General features: G+C 43.5%; 20 protein-coding genes. 17 read left to right on the top strand and 3 right to left on the bottom strand.

The window, feature by feature from the left end:
* Positions 1-281: 281 nt before the first annotated feature.
* The 4 genes from DW739_RS09255 to DW739_RS09240 all read left to right on the top strand — a co-directional run bounded on the left by DW739_RS09255 (position 282) and on the right by DW739_RS09240 (position 3994).
* Positions 282-923, top strand: a complete 642-nt coding sequence (locus DW739_RS09255; protein ID WP_022359975.1) for a hypothetical protein — start codon at positions 282-284, stop codon at positions 921-923.
* A gap of 329 nt (positions 924-1252) precedes the next feature.
* Positions 1253-2143, top strand: coding sequence for a tetratricopeptide repeat protein (locus tag DW739_RS09250; protein ID WP_022359976.1), 891 nt, complete (start codon positions 1253-1255; stop codon positions 2141-2143).
* A 147-nt stretch (positions 2144-2290) separates the two neighbouring features.
* The gene (locus tag DW739_RS09245; protein WP_118652498.1) at positions 2291-3271 is read left to right on the top strand and encodes a DUF4037 domain-containing protein; all 981 of its coding nucleotides are present in this window, start codon (positions 2291-2293) and stop codon (positions 3269-3271) included.
* A 108-nt stretch (positions 3272-3379) separates the two neighbouring features.
* Positions 3380-3994, top strand: a complete 615-nt coding sequence (locus tag DW739_RS09240) for a DUF4125 family protein (RefSeq protein WP_118742930.1) — start codon at positions 3380-3382, stop codon at positions 3992-3994.
* Between the two features lie 109 nt (positions 3995-4103).
* Here DW739_RS09240 and DW739_RS09235 read toward each other — a convergent pair whose 3' ends face one another.
* Complete coding sequence (locus tag DW739_RS09235; protein WP_118570547.1) at positions 4104-4334, bottom strand: hypothetical protein; 231 nt, start codon at positions 4332-4334, stop codon at positions 4104-4106.
* Positions 4335-4578: 244 nt separating this feature from the next.
* Here DW739_RS09235 and DW739_RS09230 point away from each other — a divergent pair, with 244 nt between their 5' ends.
* Positions 4579-5532 carry an L-lactate dehydrogenase gene (locus DW739_RS09230; protein WP_022359991.1) on the top strand — a complete coding sequence of 318 codons (954 nt, stop codon included), beginning with the start codon at positions 4579-4581 and terminating at the stop codon, positions 5530-5532.
* A gap of 91 nt (positions 5533-5623) precedes the next feature.
* On the opposite strand, the gene DW739_RS14905 is transcribed toward DW739_RS09230, so the two are convergent.
* Positions 5624-5773, bottom strand: coding sequence for a hypothetical protein (locus tag DW739_RS14905; RefSeq protein WP_182427966.1), 150 nt, complete (start codon positions 5771-5773; stop codon positions 5624-5626).
* Positions 5774-5902: 129 nt separating this feature from the next.
* Between DW739_RS14905 and sfsA the strand changes: the two genes are divergently transcribed.
* The 12 genes from sfsA (at position 5903) to DW739_RS09165 (ending at position 15405) form a co-directional block, all read left to right on the top strand.
* Positions 5903-6577 (top strand): DNA/RNA nuclease SfsA, encoded by a 675-nt coding sequence (gene sfsA / locus DW739_RS09220; RefSeq protein WP_118629090.1) that lies wholly within the window; start codon positions 5903-5905, stop codon positions 6575-6577.
* Between the two features lie 29 nt (positions 6578-6606).
* The gene (locus DW739_RS09215; protein ID WP_107000623.1) at positions 6607-7197 is read left to right on the top strand and encodes a nitroreductase family protein; all 591 of its coding nucleotides are present in this window, start codon (positions 6607-6609) and stop codon (positions 7195-7197) included.
* Between the two features lie 55 nt (positions 7198-7252).
* Positions 7253-7684, top strand: a complete 432-nt coding sequence (locus DW739_RS09210; protein WP_118468320.1) for an N-acetyltransferase — start codon at positions 7253-7255, stop codon at positions 7682-7684.
* Between the two features lie 138 nt (positions 7685-7822).
* Positions 7823-8737 (top strand): hypothetical protein, encoded by a 915-nt coding sequence (locus DW739_RS09205; RefSeq protein WP_243023756.1) that lies wholly within the window; start codon positions 7823-7825, stop codon positions 8735-8737.
* Positions 8738-8804: 67 nt separating this feature from the next.
* A complete protein-coding gene (gene bilS, locus DW739_RS09200; protein ID WP_107000621.1) occupies positions 8805-9305 on the top strand; it encodes a flavodoxin family protein BilS in 501 nt (166 codons plus the stop codon).
* Positions 9306-9332: 27 nt separating this feature from the next.
* Positions 9333-10100: a TraX family protein gene (locus DW739_RS09195; RefSeq protein ID WP_243023755.1), complete on the top strand. Its 768-nt coding sequence runs from the start codon at positions 9333-9335 to the stop codon at positions 10098-10100.
* A 55-nt stretch (positions 10101-10155) separates the two neighbouring features.
* Complete coding sequence (locus DW739_RS09190) at positions 10156-10638, top strand: hypothetical protein (protein WP_347560695.1); 483 nt, start codon at positions 10156-10158, stop codon at positions 10636-10638.
* Positions 10577-10909: a hypothetical protein gene (locus DW739_RS09185; protein WP_347560696.1), complete on the top strand. Its 333-nt coding sequence runs from the start codon at positions 10577-10579 to the stop codon at positions 10907-10909. The genes DW739_RS09190 and DW739_RS09185 overlap by 62 nt, the downstream gene beginning before the upstream one ends.
* 273 nt (positions 10910-11182) lie before the next feature.
* Entirely contained in the window at positions 11183-11893 is a 711-nt protein-coding gene (locus DW739_RS09180; RefSeq protein WP_181357189.1) for a DUF5058 family protein, read from the top strand.
* A 21-nt stretch (positions 11894-11914) separates the two neighbouring features.
* Positions 11915-12568, top strand: a complete 654-nt coding sequence (locus DW739_RS09175) for a hypothetical protein (protein WP_107000619.1) — start codon at positions 11915-11917, stop codon at positions 12566-12568.
* 19 nt (positions 12569-12587) lie between these two features.
* On the top strand, positions 12588-13778 hold the full coding sequence (locus tag DW739_RS09170; RefSeq protein ID WP_118742929.1) for an amidohydrolase family protein: 1191 nt from the start codon (positions 12588-12590) through the stop codon (positions 13776-13778).
* Positions 13779-13860: 82 nt separating this feature from the next.
* A complete protein-coding gene (locus tag DW739_RS09165) occupies positions 13861-15405 on the top strand; it encodes a PucR family transcriptional regulator (protein WP_118742928.1) in 1545 nt (514 codons plus the stop codon).
* A gap of 87 nt (positions 15406-15492) precedes the next feature.
* Here DW739_RS09165 and DW739_RS09160 read toward each other — a convergent pair whose 3' ends face one another.
* The gene (locus tag DW739_RS09160; protein WP_118742927.1) at positions 15493-16833 is read right to left on the bottom strand and encodes an amidohydrolase; all 1341 of its coding nucleotides are present in this window, start codon (positions 16831-16833) and stop codon (positions 15493-15495) included.
* Between the last annotated feature and the right edge of the window lie 17 nt (positions 16834-16850).

Raw genomic sequence — 16850 nt, 5'->3', positions numbered from 1 at the left:
GTATCCCGCCAGATTTCAGATGCTCTGGTAACTTAGTTACCGAGTAGTTCACAGTCTTAGTATCGGGTGTGTGTTCTGTTTGTGAGAAAAAAATGCCTGGAGAAAAGACAGAAAAATAAAAAAATATACATATGATGACAGATTTTATCTTGTTAAACGCCACATTTTCTAGTATAATAAGGGTATCAATCCATGGATGGAAGTGACTGTGAACATGGAACTTTTAGAAGCAGTTTCAAACATTTATGAACACCTATTTAGATGGAGAAGGGGGCGTTTTTATGGAGAAAAGTTATACAAAGATCTACACAACTGGAGCGACAGTACCGTTAAAGATTCGGCCAGGACATTTCGCAACAAACCATGCACATATCAATTATTACATTGATGTGACGACCCTGAAAGCGAGAACGAAAGAGGCGGAGGAAGTTGCACAGGCGCTGGTTGGCATGTATCTGTATGACACCGTGATCGACACGATTGTCTGCATGGAGGGCACGGAAGTTATCGGTGCTTTTCTGGCGGAGGAGCTGGCAAAGGGCGGTTTTCTCTCGACGAACGCGCACAAATCTATCTATGTAATCAGCCCGGAGTTTAACAACAACAGCCAGATCATTTTCCGTGACAACCTGATTCCGATGATCCGCGATAAACATGTGATGATCCTGATGGCATCCGTGACGACGGGACGTACCTTAAATAAGGCAGTTGAGAGCATCCAGTATTACGGTGGTATCTTACAGGGCGCATCGGCGATTTTCAGTGCGATGGATTCGCTGGATGGTGTGCCGATCAAGTCAGTCTTTGGCAAGAAGGATTTACCGGATTATACGTATTCAGATTACCGTGACTGCCCGCTCTGCAAGGCAGGAAAGAAGATTGATGCGCTGGTAAATACGTTTGGATATTCGCCGATGGGGTGATGCGGCGATCGGAAGTTGCTTCGTTTGATGAATACAGGATTTGTAAAAGCCGGATCGTTGAAATGAAACGCGATCCGAATGCGGGTGCTGCATGGCGGCATAGAAAGCATTATTGAGAAAGAGATAGATTTTACAAGGTTTGAGAACAGATAGTGGATACCGCAAAACCACAGAATCCGTGCACTGACCTGTCAGAAATAAGAAGATGGGGAGCAGAGGGATGGGAAAAAGGTTTTGCGGTATCTCTTTTTGTGTCAAAGGTGCCAAGGCACATTAATGAAAAAAATAACAGAAACAAGAATAAAGAAGGGAAAGAAAGAGGGATAAAAATGGATACACAGCAGATGTTTCAGGAACTGGATCGCCTTTATGCGCAGGGAAAACTGGACGAAGCGGAAGAGAAAATGATGGGCTGGATGAAGGAAGGGCTGGATTCAGGGAACAAAAGCCTTTGCCTGATGATGTGCAATGAGATGGAAGGACTCTACCGGAATACCGGACGGGTTGCACAGGCAGTCGATATGGCGGATATGGCGCTGTCCCTGATTGCGGGGATGGGACTGGATGGTTCGATCCACCATGGAACGACACTTTTAAATGCGGCAACCGCGCGCCGGATGGCAGGAGATGTGGAGAAAGCGCTTTCCCAGTACCGGGAGGCGGAAGCGATTTTTAAGAATCTTGGAAAAACGGATGGCTATGAGATGGCAAGTCTCTACAATAATATCAGCCAGATTTATCAGGAACAGGAGGAACATGAAAAGGCGCTGGAATCGCTGGATAAGGCGCTGGAACTAATTAAAAAGATGGAGAACAGCGAGGCGGAGGTGGCAACGACCCATGTCAACCGGGCGCTATCCTTGATGGCGCTGGGACGGCTGGATGAGGCAGACGAGGAGTTAAAGGAAAGCCTGACCTTTTATGCGTCCCCGGAGGGCGTGCAGTCGGGACACTTTGGTTCGGCGCTGGCAGCAGCCGGGGAGCTGGCATGGCGGCGCGGCAATTATGATCAGGCGATCGGGCTGCTGGAAAAAGCGCTGATGGTAACGCAGTCCCGGTTTGGCGAGAGCGATGCGTGCGCGGTGATCCGCCAGAATCTGGAGATGATCAAAAAAGAAAAGGAAGAAAAAGGCATTACCGGAGCTGCAGACAAGAAGGAAGACAAGGGCGGAAACCCGAGCCACTGTGCGAGCTGTCAGTTCAAGGATGCGAAATTCTGAGACAGGACAAGAAAAAAGCGTTTTTTGAAAAGTTTTCAGATGGAAGATTTGATAAAAAGCGTGCAAGAAACGCGCATGAAAAAAAGATACTGAAAATAGAGAAAACGTAGAAATAGAAAAAACCATAAAATCAGGTAGGGGGATTAGATGCAGGGACTAGAACTGGCAAAACGATATTATGAAGAAGTCGGGCGTCCGATGCTGGAGCGGGATTTTCCAGAGCTTCTGCCGCGATTGGCGGCGGGACTGGTGGGCGAAGGTTCGGAATGTCTGGGATTTGACGATGCGATATCGCAGGATCACGATTTCGGGGCGGGTTTCTGTCTGTGGTTTTCGGCGGAAGATTATAACCAGTACGGAAATGCGCTTCAGGATGCCTATGACCGTTTGCCAGGGGAGTTTGCAGGTGTTCCGGCACGCCTCACAAGTGCGCGGGGCGGCGGACGTGTCGGTGTGTTTGAGATAGAGGCATTTTACAGCCGTTTTATCGGGATGGAACAGCCGCCAAAGAGCCTGATGCGCTGGCTGCATCTGCCGGAAGATAAGCTGGCGGCAGTCGTGGGCGGGGCAGTATTTGAGGATGGACTGGGAGAATTTTCTGCGATCCGCGAGGCGATCCGGAAGTATTATCCGGAGGATGTCCGGATCAAGAAGATCGCGGCGCGGGCAGCGAAAATGGCGCAGTCGGGACAGTATAATTATGGCCGCTGTATGCGGCGGGGCGATACGGTTGCGGCGATGCTGGCGCTCGATGAATTTGTGCGGCAGGCGATTTCGATGGTCTATTTACTAAACCGGACGTATATGCCTTACTATAAGTGGATGTTCCGGGGAATGGAAAACTTTCAGATTCTGCCGGAGGTGGCGGAAAAAATCCGGGAGCTTTCGGTGATGGGAGATACGAGCGAGATGTGGAAGCCGCCGTTTCCCCCGGGATGGAATCCTTATGTAAACCAGTTAGATCCGCGTGTGGGTCGGATCGAGGAAATCTGTCAGGCGGTGGTTGAGGAACTGCGAAAACAGGGACTGACTGACAGCCGGGATGCATTTCTGGAAGCGCATACGTGGGAGATCATGAAACGGATTCAGGATCCGGAGCTGAAAAAATGTCATGTGATGGAAGGATAAGCCGCGGATAGACACATCAAAATGGGAACGCGCATGGACTGTAACTGAAAGAAAAGATGCAGGAAATTGATTTGGAAGGGATCTGGCAAGCGAAAGGGAGGACAGCGTATGACGAAACAGGAGAAAATAGAGAAACTGATTCAGATGGAGTGGGAAGATTTTCAGAAAGTCAATAACGAGGGCGGACGTGCTTCTTGTCAGGACGATCCGGAGACATTTTTTATCATGCGACGAAGCCATTTTGCACCGTGGACAGAGGAACTCATAGACTGCGTGCAGGCGGATATGGACCGCGCCCATGAGCAGGGGCGCAATCTGGTAATGGAGAAATATGCGTGGATGATGGCGAGCACCGCACCGGAGCAGTTTAAGAAACTGCATCATTTTCTGATTGATCCGACGCTGGCGGGCGAACAGTGGAGTGATGCGATCGTGAAACAGCAGCTTGCCTGGATGGAAGAGTACCAGGCGAAATATCCGGTGCTGGCGTCTGGAAACCGGCTTCTCTACAGTTCTGAAGATACGCTGTATGATACTTCCTTCCAGACGTACCTGCTTGGAGAACTGCGGACTTACTCGGACAGCACTCTGCATACGTACTGGCAGTTTATCAATGAACTGAAAAAGGAAGGAAAGAGTCTGGCACTTCTGACGATGGAGGCGGAAGTGAAGGCGTATGGATATGAGGGGCTGGATGCGGCGGAGAATGCGCTCTCTAAATAAAAATTAGAAGGATGCATATTCGAAAATATATGGAAATGATTTCGAAAAAAGTGAATGTATAATAGCTAATATACAAGGAAAGTTGAAAAAAATCGGAGAGAATGAATGATCAAAGTTCCTCTCCGGTTTTTCTTATATCAGCACATTCTTTGTTTCCGATTTTTACGAAAACCGCCGAACCACCCGCATCACCTGTTCCACCGTATCGCTCAGATTCTTCCGGGCGGAGGCCTGCATCCAGCGATCCATGTTTACGATATCTTCCCTGGAAGCGCCTTTTTGCGGACCATAAATAGATTTCGGCAGGATCGAAGCAGCGGGACTGTACGGAAAAATACATGATGGGAACTCCTCTTTGCTGGTAGCTCACATTGTCGTCGGATGATCAGAAAGTGTTGTAGTTTCTATTTTCGTTGTTTAAACAACTGAAAAAATGTCCCAAAGCATGTATACTCCTTCTTGTAAGCGGCACAATACATATGAATGGCAGGAGAGACTAGAGGTATGCTTGTCCATATGCAGAGATCGGATGCTAGAAACATGGACATGTAGTATAAGCCGGAGAAAAAAGGAGAAATGAGCGTATGAGCAGAGAGGTAAATCCAAGAAAAGCGGCAGTCATCGGGTGCGGATTTGTGGGTTCAGCAACGGCATTTACACTGATGCAGAGCCGGTTATTTTCCGAGCTGGTTCTGTTAGATGTAAATATGGAAAAGGCGGACGGCGAGGCGAAGGATATCGCGCACGGGATTCCGTTTGCAGGGCAGATGAAGATCTACGCGGGCACGTATGACGACGCGGCGGACGCGGCGATCATCATTATCACAGCGGGGGCGAACCAGAAGCCGGGGGAGACGCGGCTTGATCTGGTGCAGAAGAATACGGCAATTTATCAGAGTATCATCCCGGAGATTGTAAAACGCGATTTTGGCGGGATTCTGCTGATCGTATCGAATCCGGTAGATATTTTGACGTATGTGGCATTGAAACTGAGCGGGCTGCCGGAGAACCGGGTGCTCGGTTCGGGTACGGTGCTTGACACGGCACGGCTTAAATATGCGCTGGGCGAACACCTGGGCGTGGACAGCCGGAGTGTACATTCGTTTATCATCGGTGAGCACGGGGACAGCGAGATCGCGGCGTGGAGCAGTACGAATGTATCGGGCATTCCGCTGAACGATTTCTGCGAGATGCGCGGACATTTTAACCACGATGCGGCGATGGACGCGATCGCGGAGAAGGTCAAAAACAGTGCGTACGAAATTATTTCGAAAAAACAGGCGACGTATTACGGAATTGCAATGTCGGTAAAACGCATCTGCGAGTGTATCGTCCGCAATGAGCGCTCGATTCTGCCGGTGTCTGCGATGATGCACGGGGAGTACGGCATCGAAGATATCACTCTGAGTATGCCGGCGATCGTGGGAATCGGGGGTGTGGAGACGCATGTGCCGATTGCATTGAGTGAGGAAGAGGCGGAGAAGCTGGTGGAGTCGGCTAAGAAACTGAAAGAGGTAGCGAAAGGGCTGATAGAATGATGCCAGATGGGCTGCCGTACATTGGCACGGCAGCCCATCTGAACCAATCGGTTTTACTATAAAATTCTTTTCTATCAGTAAAGGCCATCTTTTAGGCAGCCGCCTGATTTTCTTTCTGGGTCAGTAAGGAGACAACGATCAGGGTAAGGAAAGAAACCGGAACTGCAACCAGGATGGTTGCCAGACCGAACGGATGTCCCATAACTTCCCAGGCAATCGTAGCAAAGGTTCCGACAAACATGGAAGCGATGCCTCCGCTTTTAGTTTTATTCGAATTGATTGTGATTATTATACTGCAAAGCACAGGCCGCTGCCAGTGAATCCAATCGTGTAAAATGAATGTTTCAGTACATATAATAGGAAACGTCACATGAAATATGATAAGATAGTGAAAGCAATTTTCATAGAACGTCCCAATCGTTTTATTGCGCGGGTAAAGATTGATGGCTCGGAAGCGGTAGAATCGGTTCATGTAAAGAATACGGGACGTTGTCGTGAATTACTGCTGCGGGGGGCGGAAGTGATTTTGGAAGATTGCATAGAAAAGAATCCAAATCGAAAGACTCGCTATGATTTGATTGCAGTTAAGAAGAATAAGATATGGGTTAACATTGATTCTCAGGCACCGAATAAAGTGGTAAAAGAATGGCTGATGACACAGGGGTATGATTCTATTAAACCAGAGTATACCTTTGGAAATAGCCGGCTGGATTTCTATATGGAAAAAGGAAAGCAAAAATATCTAATGGAAGTCAAAGGCTGCACCCTTGAGATAGACGGAGTTGGATATTTTCCAGATGCCCCGACGGAAAGAGGAGTTAAGCATTTAAAGGAACTTGCAGCTGCGTGCGGACAAGGATATAAATGTTTGATAGCATTTGTGATTCAAATGGAAGGCATTAGTGAAGTCAGGCCGAATACGGAAACGCATCCCGAATTTGGCGCTGCACTTCACGAGGCAAAGGCAGCAGGTGTTGAGGTGCTTTTCCTGAAATGTCATGTTGGGATGGATAGGTTGGAAATCATAGGAGAAGATGAGTCTTGAGGGCAAGGTTCTAAAGGAGAGAGAAATCTATGATACGTGAAATTGAGAATAGAAGAAGTATAAGAAAATATAAGCCAGATGAGATCGAAAGGAAGTTAATTGACGAGATCATATACAGTGCTTCCCTTGCACCATCTGCTAAAAACAGACAGCCTTGGAAATTTATTGTATATCAGGGGAAAGAAAAAGATAAACTGGTTGATGTCATGCGTCATGGTATAAATTCAGAAAAAATGACCCATGAACTTATGCCGGAATGGGCATTTGCCATACCGGATGCTGAGAATACCGTTAGAATCATGCAGGAGGCCCCATGCCTTATAGCAGTGCTTAATACCAACCAGCATACTCCATTTGCAAGCATTGAAAATGAAAAGCGAATTGTTGAAATATGTGATTCACTGTCCATAGGTGCGGCGATTGAAAATATGATTCTGACAGCAACGGGATATGGATTGGGTACCTTATGGATTGCCAATACTTGTTTTGCCTATAATGAGCTGATGGATTTTATCGGAACAGACAGCCAATTGACAGGAATTGTTGCGATTGGATTTGCCAATGAAGCTCCGGCTAAAAGACCAAGGAAACCTTTCGAAGAAATTGTTGAGTACAGATAGGTAAATCGTAATGAGTTAATCGTGTTATAATCAGGTTGGATGGAGAATAATCGTTATGATTAGAAAGTTGCAGAAGGTAGATATAAATAGAGTCGCTGATATATGGTTGAAAACTAATCTGAAAGCACATTTTTTTATTCCTGAACAATACTGGATAAGTAATTATGAATTCGTGAAGGAAATGCTGCCACAGGCGGAAGTTTATGTGTATGAAGATGATAAAATGATTCAAGGCTTTATAGGAGTAAGTGATGAATACATAGAAGGTATTTTTGTTTCTGACGAAATGCAGTCATGTGGCATAGGTAAAATGTTGTTGGATTACATCAAGGATAAAAAAGACAAATTACAGTTAAAGGTATATCAGAAGAATGTCAGGGCAATGTCTTTTTATCAACGAGAAGGATTTACTATTCAGAGTGAAGAGATGGACGAATTCACAAGAGAAAAAGAATATGTGATGAATTGGGAATCGTCTGGAATTTGAATACCCATGGCAGGAGGGGATGAACCGCCTGTTTGTTTACAAGATGGAAGATGATTCCCATCGGATGTAGTATTTTGCAGCAAGAATGCCGATGAGATTCTTCACCAGAATAAAAATATCTGAAGGGAGGCTTTTGGTATGAAAAATAGAAAATACAGTCTTGTTTTTATAATGCTTTTGTGTATGATAATGGCAGTTTCAGCATTTCCGATGACAGTCAATGCCGATATGGGACCAAAGGCCTCTGTTCGGATTCAGTTTGAGCATATGGGGGATGAGCTCTGTTATGGAACTTTGCTGTCGAAGGAGAAATCTACTGGTCCGGCAAGTGCCTGGGATGGAAGAACGGAGAGTGCCCAGAAAGAGTACATGGATCCTGGTATCTGGGAGATCTTTGTGAATTACAAGGATCCGGATGGATACTATTTTCTGCAGCGGAGCTGGAAGGTAAGTGAAAGCAAAGAGCTTGCATGGACCTATTATCCGCCGGGTGATTTTAAGATTCTTCTGTATTATCCGGAAACGGAAACCTTTGTATCCAGTGGAATTTATGCTCGTTATGCATTTGATACGTATTATACAGTGGATATGGATGGTGTGGATATCGGTTCGGTGGAATACAATGATGATTTGAGTACCAATGAGCGGATTGAGGCCTACCGTTCGTATAATTACCGGCAGGAGATGCTGGCTCTTGGAGCAAGGATCGTCCTTACTATTTTAATCGAAATGCTGGTGGCGCTGCTGTTTGGTTTCAGACAGAAAAAACAGCTGTTGATTCTGGCTGTTGTCAACATTATTACGCAGATTATCTTAAATGTGCTGCTCAATGTGATTAATTATAATTCCGGCCCTCTTGCATTTACATTTTTCTATGTACTTTTTGAGCTGATTGTATTTGCTCTGGAGGCAGTGTTGTATTGCACAATTCTTAAGAGGATATCAGAAAAGAAAAAGGAGGATGCATATTATATCCTGTATTCCTTTGTGGCCAATCTGATCTCATTTGGTGCTGGATTATTCCTGGCGGCGAAACTGCCGGGCATGTTTTGATATAAAGATAGGGTAAGGTAACTCCTTAACGTGGTGAAATAGAAATACATACGGCAGGAGACAAGATATGGAAAAAAGATATTCAATTATATTCAGCAGTTTAACTGGAAATACAAGAAAGCTGGCCGATCAGATTCACGAGGTGCTGCCAGCGGAAACATGTGATTATTTTGGAGAAGCGAAGGGGGAGGAACCATCTTCGGAGGTTCTTTATGTTGGCTTCTGGACCGATAAGGGAAATGCAGACGGAGATTCCCTTAAACTCCTTGCGTCCTTGAGAAATAAAAAGATTTTCCTGTTTGGAACTGCTGGTTTTGGTGTCGATGAGGCCTATTACCGGAGGATCCTTACAAATGTGAAACAGTCGATAGATTCCAGTAACACGGTAATTGGTGAATATATGTGCCAGGGTAAAATGCCGATGGCAGTGAGAGATCACTATGTAAAGCTGAAGGAACAGCCGGAGTATCCGGCGAATCTGGATGTTCTGATTGAAAATTTTGAACGGGCGCTTTCACATCCGGATAAGGATGACTTAGATAAGCTTAGAAATATCGTTTTATCATAAAAATAGACCCAAAGGAGTAAATTTGTGTTGACAAACAGAATCAATGAATCCACCTTGAAACGTTTTGATATCAGTGCGGCGGCACTGCATATCATCGCCATGACGCTTATGCTGATGGATCACCTTTGGGCGACGCTTCTTCCTGCTAGGGAGTGGCTTACCTGTGCCGGAAGAGTGGCATTTCCTATCTTCGCTTTTATGGCGGTGGAGGGGTACTTCCACACCAGAAGCTTTAAAAAGTACATCCTTCGGATGCTGCTGTTTGCAGTGCTTTCAGAAATTCCCTTTGATTTGATGTACGGCGGTACCTGGTTTTATCCGGTTCACCAGAATGTCCTCTGGACATTCCTGTTGGGCCTTTTAGGTATCTGGCTTATGGAACAGGTACGGAAAAAAGGAAAAACCTGGATGTATCTGCTGGTGTGCGTTTTGGTTGTGCTGGCAGGTCTGGTACTGGGAACTCTTTGCATGGTGGATTACTACGGAGTCGGTGTTCTGACGGTATTTGTGTTCTATTTCCTCCATGGGCGGAAATGGTGGTGCTTCTTGGGACAGCTGGCTGCCCTATACTGGCTGAATGTGGAACTGCTGGGCGGTCTGATGTATCCGGTTCAGCTATTTGGCATGGAATTTGAACTGTGCCAGCAGGGGCTTGCGCTTCTGGCATTGATCCCCATCTGGCTGTACCGCGGCAGACAGGGCTACCACAGTAGACCATTCCAGTATCTTTGTTATGCATTTTATCCGGTTCATATGCTGCTGCTTGTGGTGGTACTGAATTTCATCAACCGATGATAAAATTTTACAATCCCCGCCATTCATGGTATCATAACAGGTAGTAAAATTGCCTGTGAATATCTTGAATGGCGGGGATTTCCGTCAGTCGGTTTACCGGGCTATCCGTCATGGCCTGATGCAGGCACATTCGATGCTTTTGGAGCCATTTTATGCATTTCATCTGACGATACCGGACAAGATGGTAGGACGTGCAATGACGGATCTGGAACGCCGGTTTGCGGTTTTTGAAGGACCGGTTCTGGAGGATGGACAGGCGATACTTACCGGTCGTGCACCGGCTTCATCCTTGGATGGATATCAGACAGAAGTAACGGTTTATACCAGCGGCTTAGGACAGCTTGTCTGTACCCTGGATGGATATGGACCCTGCCATAATGAGGAAGAGGTCATCGAAGCAGCCGGTTATGATCCGGATGCGGATTTGGCAAACCCAAGCGGCTCGGTCTTCTGTTCCCACGGAGCCGGTGTCTACGGTGAGACTGCCGCACATCGGAAGTCCGGAGGATGTAATATCCGCAGCTCTGATTATCGCTGATAAGACGGATGTACGAAGAAGCCGTGTTCGTGAAAAAGAGAGAGCCACTTTTGATATCCACGACCGTGTGAATTATGCGGTAACAGAGTCCAAACTTAAGATTGAAAAGGATCGTTCAGTTATTGCCCTGAATCTTCAGGTAGATGAAAAGATATGTTCCATGTATGATTATTTTGAGATTTTCCTGGGAAGAATGATGCTTTGCCGGAAGTCGGCGGAGATACTGGGAACGACCTTTAAGCTGACAGTAAATGGACGGAAGGTGCTGTAAAAATCAACGGTGAATGAATAGAAAAATGCTTAAGGTGTTTTTGAATATACAATTGTAAATGAGGCGAGAAGTGCAGTGACGAGAAGCACTTCTCGCCTTATTTTAGTCATATGATGCCGGAAAAGACTGAAAATCTTGTTAAAAACGACAAATACATTAAACATACAGACAAAAATGCGATTATAGATTTGTACACTGAGCACAATGAAAAATAATACAAGGTTTTATAAAATAATTGCAACAAGAAAATATTTACAGCAAGGAGGAATGGGAATGGATTATCAGAAATTTGTAAACAATGCTAGTTTTACAATCTTTGTTGCCGTTGTTTTGGTTTTAGTTACCATTGTCTGTATCATTTTTTTGAAAAATGGTTGGAAAGAAGCAGAAAGGTTGGGAGTAAGCAAGGAAGAGCTAAAAAAAATTGTTATTAATTGCATTGGAATCAGTTTGGTTCCATCTATCCCGATTGTGCTTAGCGTAATCGTAATGGTTCCAGTTCTTGGTGTAGCATTGCCGTGGCTTAGGACTTCTGTTATAGGCTCAGCAAATAATGAATTAATTTCAGCAACAATGGCAGCAGAAGCAATGGGAGTTGAGTTTACATCGACGACAATGACGATCGAGGCATGGATTAATGCTGCATGGTCGATGACATTAGGATGTTCAGTTGCATTGCCAATTGTCTTAGTGGTTTTAAAACCAGTTTGTAAAACCTATGATGTTTTCCGAAAAAAGGATAGCCGTTGGATTGGTATTTTCAGTCTTTGTGCATTAGTTACAGTAATTGCTGCGTTTGCAATTAATAGTGGAAAGAAAGGAATTGTTCCGAGTCTGGTTATTATTGGATGTTTTCTGTTTTCATATGTATGTAATTTGGCAGCGAAAAATCCAGCACTAAAATGGTTGAAAGATTATGCTTTTCCGTTAACAATTTTATTTGGATTAGTATTATCAATGATTATAACACCGCTCTTAGCATAATTAGGAAAGGAGTGAAGTCTAATGACTGATTTTGAAAAGAAAATGCATCATGATGGAAGATTATATGGATGGGCAATGTTGATTGCAATCTGCGCATTTCCGTTTTTTGCTTCAGTACGTTCTGGAATATGGCCGGATTTTAAAATAATATGGCCAGGAGTTTTAACAATGTGGATTTTGATGGCTTCGTATGTTTTAAGTGAAATGATTGCTTTTCCACCTATTTTAGGACCAGGAAGCCTTTATTTGACTTATATTACCGGAAATCTGCAGAATCAGAAAATTCCTTGTGCGTTGTCAGCAATGAGTATAGCTGGTATAGAAGCTGGAAGTGAAAAAGCAAATGCTGTATCAGTTGTGGCAGTGGCAGTATCCAGTATCACGACAACGGTAATTATTGCATTGGGAATCGTTTTGATGCAGCCATTGACCCCAGTGTTAAATTCTGCAGTTCTTGCTCCGGCATTTAGTAATGTCGTTCCTGCAATATTTGGTGCTTTAGCTGGACTATGGCTTTTAAAAGAATTCAAGGTTTCAGTTGTTTCAGTTGTTCTTTGTTTATTAGGAATACTAGTATTAAAAATTGATCTTCAGTGGGTATTGTTAGGAGGAATAGCGCTTACAATTATTATTGCCAGATTCATGTATAAAACAGGTATTATAAAACAGGAATAAAAATGGAGGTGAAGGATTTATGAGCACTTTATTATTTAAACATGTGAATGTAGTTGATGTTCGAAATCAGCAGATACTTTCAGATGTGGATGTTTGGATCAAAAATGAAAGAATAGAGAAAATAGGAAGAGATATTAAGAGTTCTGCGGATCAGGTGGTAGACGGTGAAGGAAAATATTTATCACCAGGAATTATTGATATGCATGTGCATAGTACATGGGACGGAAGCGCTATTTCAGAAGATATGGATGAAATGTACGGTCCATATCAAGCTTTTTTGAGAAGTGTACATAATGTTGAAAATTCTTTAAAAAAGGGAGTTACAACCATACGAGAAGTAGGAAGTCCTAAGGATTTATCAATTGAAACGGCGTTTGCAGTTGAAAAGGGATGGATTAAAGGTTCGAGAGTTATTCCATGCGGTTCTGCAATTCAGAGTATATATGGACATGTTCCATCAATTGGAACGATTGCAAATACGAAAGATGAACTTTTGTATGCAATACGGGAAAAAAAGACTTTGTTTGTAAAAAAAGGAATCCGTTGCCAGTGGATTAAAATTATGGATACTGGTGGTGCAGCTGGACTGGAAGATGTTGGACCAAGCATGTACGATTTAGATCAGCTTAAATTTATTGTTCATGAAGCACATCGTCTTCATATGAAGGTTGCTGTTCATGCAGTTTCGCAGGAAGGAATTATTGAATGTATCAAGGCAGGAATTGATACGATTGAACATGGACCGGACATTCCGGATGAGTATTTAGACATGATGAAAGAAAAAGGACTAACTTTGGTTCCAACATTGGCTATTTATAAAATATTATCGGAAAACAAGGGTGTGTTAAGTGATTTTATGGTGGAACGTTCTGCTCTTGTAACAAGACAGCAGAAAAGCACTTTTGCGAGAGCAATGGAAAAAGGGGTGAAGATTGCATTAGGAACGGATGCGGGTTCTCCGTGTTTTGGTTCACAGCCATCTGCATTTAAGGAAATGCTAGTTATGCAGGATTATGGAATGCCTCCAGAAAAGATTATTTCTTCTGCAACGTTAACATCGGCAGAAGTATTAGGGATGTCAGAAGAAATTGGAACGATTGAGCCAGGTAAGATTGCTGATTTAGTGCTTTTGGGAGAAAATCCATATACTAATTTGAAAGCATATACGGATTGCTTGATTCAGGTATACAAATCAGGAGAAATGGTTTAAGATAAAGACAATTAAAACTGGAACTAGAGAGGTGCTGCGCTTGTAGTGCCTCTTTGCTAATTGTAGAAGTAGGTGAGAAAATATGAAGCTTTCCGTTTTGATAGAGGCATTATCAGCTGAGAATATAGAAGAAATTCACATAAAAGATAAGTCTCAGAACATTTGCCAAGTCTGTAATCTTTCATTGACGTCTGTAGCATTCACAAAAAATATTATTTATGTGGTAACAGCTCCGGTATTGTTAGAGGTAGGAGATGGCTGTCTGGAAGCCCCATCTATATTTATTCTTTTAGGAAATTTGAATGATTTTATTGATATGCAGAAACCAGAGAATTATATAATATATCAGAGTGATGCTCCGGGAGAAGTGTTTACAGCACTTTTATCGAAATTAAATTTGGAAAGTCGTATCTTGGAGGCAGAATTGGCGATCAGTCGTGCTTTGTTTGATTGTACGTCTATAAAGGATTTATTGGATGTTGCTGCTAGTATCCTTGGAAATCCTATTTTATTACAAGATTTTACAACAAGATTATTGGTACATTCGGCAAATGAAGTAATGGCTGCAGATGACGAGATATTAAATAGTGTATTTCGAATGGGATATGTGACAAGTGAACTATTTCAAAAATACGATTACGCTAACGTTCTGGAGCAAATAAAAAATACACCGCAGACGTTTCTTTTGAAATCACCCAAAAAAAGAGAACGTTTAATTTGCCGATTGATTGTAAATCGAAGATATTTTGGCTGGTTTTTAACGGTGGCTTATAATCATCCGTTCAAAGATAGTGATATCGAAATTATGAATTTTTTGTGTGGAGCACTTCAACTATTTCTTGAAAAAGAAAATATTTTACCTAATACAACACGAAGTGAAAATCTATTGCAAGAATTAATTCAGGATGCAAAATACTCAGAAGCAGAGTTCAAAAAACGGGCAGAAGGTTTTTCGTGGATGCTTCATGATCATTACTATATAATTGCTATTTCTGATAAAACCAGAAAGGCAGAGTCACGAATGATGATGTCATATAGAAATCATTTGTCGCTGATTTTCCCTGAAGCCATTATTCTTGAAGTCAATAGAAAACTGATTTTATTTTTTGATACAAAAGAGGTTGGAATATGCTTGAATGTGTTGGAAGCATTTCTGGAAAAATATGATTTGCTAGCAGTATGCAGCAATCAATTCCATAAAATTACAGATTTTGCATATATTCTTAATCAACTATTAATGGTTATAGGACTTGAAAAAAGTCTGCATTTTAATAAAAGCCTGATTCATTATCAAGATTATATTATGTATTGTGCTATAAAGAAGATTGGAAGGGAAGGACATATCCAATACTTTTGTATGCCTGAATTACTAGAGGTATTTAGATATGACCACAAATATGGTACTTCATTCGCATATTCTAAAAGAATTGCTTTAGAACTTGCTAGTGTAACAGCAGCTGCACAGAAATTGGGAATTCATCGAAATACAATGGAATATAGATTAAGAAAATTTAATGACTTATCAGGAATTTCAAACTATACGGCAGATATTGTAGAAAGGTTGCTATTTACATATAAAATATTGGATTTATATCCAGAAATACTAGAAGAAAAGGATATTTTGTGAGGGAGGAAAAGACAGGACGTGTTGCAATAAACAATATCTCCTGTCTTTTCTATAAAATATTAGAAATTTAGCAAATAATGAAATCCATTATGAATACGTTTCCGTCTTGATAAAGGAATCCATATATTTGATATACTCCTCTTTGGTAAAGATGGGCTGATAATTCGCTACAATCTCTTTTGCTTTCACAGCCCCGTCCCGAAGCAGGCGGTAAGCGGAGAGGGCGAAGATTTTTGCAGTGACCACATAGGCAAGCTCATCGTCTACGATATCGAAATCAACGGAGTGGAGACCGCTTACCTTACCGCCGGTGTTGAAGGTAAGGACCGGCTGCAGATGCTGTACATCCCCCACATCGGTGGAGCCGCCGCTGTAGGCGTGGGTATCTTCCTGGACGATCTGGTAATCTTTTTCACTGGTTTGTGCGGCAATCTCAGCGGCTGCCAGGACTGATTCATCGGCTTTTTCACTCAGAGCCGGAAGGTATCCGGGCATAGTGGTGATTTCGCAGGAAGCACCGACGGCGATGGCACCTGCCTTGAAGGCACGGTCTGTTTTGGCAGCAGCATCGGCGATGGCATCCTTGTTGGCGGCACGTACCAGAGTTTCGATTACCACCTCATCCGGTACTACATTGACGAGATTTCCGCCTTTTGTGATAATGGGATGGATTCGGACATGGTCATCATCCCGGAAGGTTTCGCGCTGGTAAGCCAGGGCAGAAAGTCCGAGGGAAGCTGCATTTAATGCATTGACTCCCAGATGCGGGGTACCGGCTGCGTGGGCAGCCAGTCCTTTATAACGAATGACCTTGGAGACGAAACCATTGTTGGAGTGGGAACCCACACTGATATCCTTGTCACCGGTGTGGTGGACGATATCCAGGTCGATATCATCAAAAGCACCGATGCGGATGAGTTCACATTTTCCGCCGCCATATTTGATTTTTCCCTGGGCGGTCAGGGAGTTCTTGAATTCAATCTCACCATATTCCTCTGCCGGTACGGCGAAGAATACAACCTGTCCGTCCAGCTCTTTTTTAACATCTTCATTGGTCAGAGCCAGGGCTGCACCGATGACACCGGCCAGCTGGGCATGATGTCCGCAGCAGTGAGCTCCCTGAGTCTCCGGATTGGCATATTTATGTTCCGGGATGCGGAGCGCATCCAGTTCCCCGATGAGGGCCAGACTTACATTCTTTTTCTCTTCTTCATTTAAGTAGGCTTTGACACCGGTGACAGCCAATCCTTCCGTTGTCTCAAGCCCCAGATTTTTCATGAAAGAAGCAAATTTTTCTGCAGTTCTGTATTCTTTATAACCCAGCTCTGCATGGGTGTAGATATCTTTGGCGAATGCAATGATCTCGTTGCGGTGTGCGTCGATGATATCGACAATTTTCTGTTCGGTTTTATCTAAAATGAGAGCCATGTGAAATCCTCCTGTTT

Origin of the sequence: Clostridium sp. AM28-20LB (assembly GCF_003480665.1) — a bacterium.
GTDB lineage: Bacteria > Bacillota > Clostridia > Lachnospirales > Lachnospiraceae > Otoolea > Otoolea fessa.
The sequence above is the reverse complement of the archived record's forward strand: the minus strand, read 5'-3'. Positions and strand labels throughout refer to the sequence as shown.

What these genes read in the sequence shown, in the direction of transcription:
- DW739_RS09165 (WP_118742928.1), top strand. Translation starts at nt 13,861, where the DNA reads ATGAAGCTTTCCGTTTTGATAGAGGCATTATCAGCTGAGAATATAGAA.
- DW739_RS09175 (WP_107000619.1), top strand. Translation starts at nt 11,915, where the DNA reads ATGACTGATTTTGAAAAGAAAATGCATCATGATGGAAGATTATATGGA.
- DW739_RS09255 (WP_022359975.1), top strand. Translation starts at nt 282, where the DNA reads ATGGAGAAAAGTTATACAAAGATCTACACAACTGGAGCGACAGTACCG.
- DW739_RS09215 (WP_107000623.1), top strand. Translation starts at nt 6,607, where the DNA reads ATGATACGTGAAATTGAGAATAGAAGAAGTATAAGAAAATATAAGCCA.
- DW739_RS09240 (WP_118742930.1), top strand. Translation starts at nt 3,380, where the DNA reads ATGACGAAACAGGAGAAAATAGAGAAACTGATTCAGATGGAGTGGGAA.
- DW739_RS09235 (WP_118570547.1), bottom strand. Translation starts at nt 4,334, where the DNA reads ATGTATTTTTCCGTACAGTCCCGCTGCTTCGATCCTGCCGAAATCTAT.
- DW739_RS09210 (WP_118468320.1), top strand. Translation starts at nt 7,253, where the DNA reads ATGATTAGAAAGTTGCAGAAGGTAGATATAAATAGAGTCGCTGATATA.
- bilS (WP_107000621.1), top strand. Translation starts at nt 8,805, where the DNA reads ATGGAAAAAAGATATTCAATTATATTCAGCAGTTTAACTGGAAATACA.
- DW739_RS09170 (WP_118742929.1), top strand. Translation starts at nt 12,588, where the DNA reads ATGAGCACTTTATTATTTAAACATGTGAATGTAGTTGATGTTCGAAAT.
- DW739_RS09160 (WP_118742927.1), bottom strand. Translation starts at nt 16,833, where the DNA reads ATGGCTCTCATTTTAGATAAAACCGAACAGAAAATTGTCGATATCATC.
- DW739_RS09205 (WP_243023756.1), top strand. Translation starts at nt 7,823, where the DNA reads ATGAAAAATAGAAAATACAGTCTTGTTTTTATAATGCTTTTGTGTATG.
- DW739_RS14905 (WP_182427966.1), bottom strand. Translation starts at nt 5,773, where the DNA reads ATGTTTGTCGGAACCTTTGCTACGATTGCCTGGGAAGTTATGGGACAT.
- DW739_RS09250 (WP_022359976.1), top strand. Translation starts at nt 1,253, where the DNA reads ATGGATACACAGCAGATGTTTCAGGAACTGGATCGCCTTTATGCGCAG.
- DW739_RS09180 (WP_181357189.1), top strand. Translation starts at nt 11,183, where the DNA reads ATGGATTATCAGAAATTTGTAAACAATGCTAGTTTTACAATCTTTGTT.
- sfsA (WP_118629090.1), top strand. Translation starts at nt 5,903, where the DNA reads ATGAAATATGATAAGATAGTGAAAGCAATTTTCATAGAACGTCCCAAT.
- DW739_RS09230 (WP_022359991.1), top strand. Translation starts at nt 4,579, where the DNA reads ATGAGCAGAGAGGTAAATCCAAGAAAAGCGGCAGTCATCGGGTGCGGA.
- DW739_RS09245 (WP_118652498.1), top strand. Translation starts at nt 2,291, where the DNA reads ATGCAGGGACTAGAACTGGCAAAACGATATTATGAAGAAGTCGGGCGT.